Raw genomic sequence first — 1,236 nt, 5'->3', positions numbered from 1 at the left:
CGGTCACGTCATTAGCGGCATTTAAGCAAATTTTAACCGCATGATTACCTAAGATACTTTCGGCCTTATCCTTGCCATACAAGGCTTGTAGCTGGGTTAAGGTCTGACAAATGGTCGTCACGCCAATACCGTACCCCCGGCACGTCGCTAGAAATTCTTCGTACTTGGGAAACTTCCCTAAATTGACAAATTCATCAAGGATAAAGTCAACTTGGTGGGGCAATTTAGCGTGATGATCGGCGGCTAATTTGTATAATTCATCAAACAATTGTGAGAAAAATAGATTGATGAAACTTTCATAAGTGTTATCCATCACCGGAATAATCACATATAGCACAACTTTGTCGTTGCCAATCTCTTTTAAATCAAAATCTGAAAAGCTGGTAAAATCAGCCACTTCTTTGTCAACGAACTTCGAGATGGTCGCCAACAAGCTTTCAATAATACTGGCCTTCATTTCGCCTTTGGCCTTTTTGAACCCTAACTCATAAGCGCGTCTCGCTGGATCAGACATGGTTAGATCAAGAAACAGGGTGTCTAACGGACTATCTGCGCCCTTTTCCTCGGCCTCCACATCGTTTTCTTGTAAGACTTGCGTTACACCGGCCAAGTTCCTTTGGTCGGGCGCGCGGTGGTTCATAACAAACAGGATTAGTGCCTTCAAAAGTTGCCGCTGGGTACTGAACCATACGTCTTTTTTGCCTTCGGCATTTTCACTCTGAACGATCTTCGTGGCGACGGTTTCAGCTTGAATATCCCGTTGAATATAATCAAAAGGATTGTAGCGATCACTGTGCGCCATGTTGGCAAAGTTGACGACATGCACTTGATAACCCTGGGCTAGTTTGATACCGGCCGTCTTTTCGTATAATTCACCTTTCGGGTCAGTTACCACAATGCTGTTCTCCGTTTCGTTAAACAGGTTGGTAATGACGACTGACTGGGTCTTATATGATCCAGGGCCCCCGACCACAAAAATGTTCCGGTTGGGTTTGGTACNTCACCTTTCGGGTCAGTTACCACAATGCTGTTCTCCGTTTCGTTAAACAGGTTGGTAATGACGACTGACTGGGTCTTATATGATCCAGGGCCCCCGACCACAAAAATGTTCCGGTTGGGTTTGGTACTATTATTCTGGTAAACAATCCGTTTATCCACGATCCCTAAAATGGTGCCATTCATGTTAATCTCCTCCCTTCGCTGACTTTTCTCGATCCACTAATGATTTGAGAATTT

1 protein-coding gene and 1 pseudogene are annotated in these 1,236 nt (G+C 44.5%); both read right to left on the bottom strand.

Translation table 11 applies throughout. From position 1 onward, the window contains the following. Positions 1–997 (bottom strand): annotated as a pseudogene (locus tag OXT66_RS09565) (VirD4-like conjugal transfer protein, CD1115 family); the annotation flags it as partial. Then, a complete protein-coding gene (locus tag OXT66_RS09560) occupies positions 889–1,182 on the bottom strand; it encodes a type IV secretory system conjugative DNA transfer family protein (RefSeq protein WP_268597051.1) in 294 nt (97 codons plus the stop codon). The pseudogene OXT66_RS09565 and the gene OXT66_RS09560, both read right to left, overlap by 109 nt. Positions 1,183–1,236 lie beyond the last annotated feature (54 nt).

The sequence above is a fragment of the Lentilactobacillus senioris genome (assembly GCF_026798195.1).
Classification (GTDB): Bacteria; Bacillota; Bacilli; order Lactobacillales; family Lactobacillaceae; genus Lentilactobacillus; species Lentilactobacillus senioris_A.
This window is presented reverse-complemented; position numbering and strand designations above follow the sequence as displayed.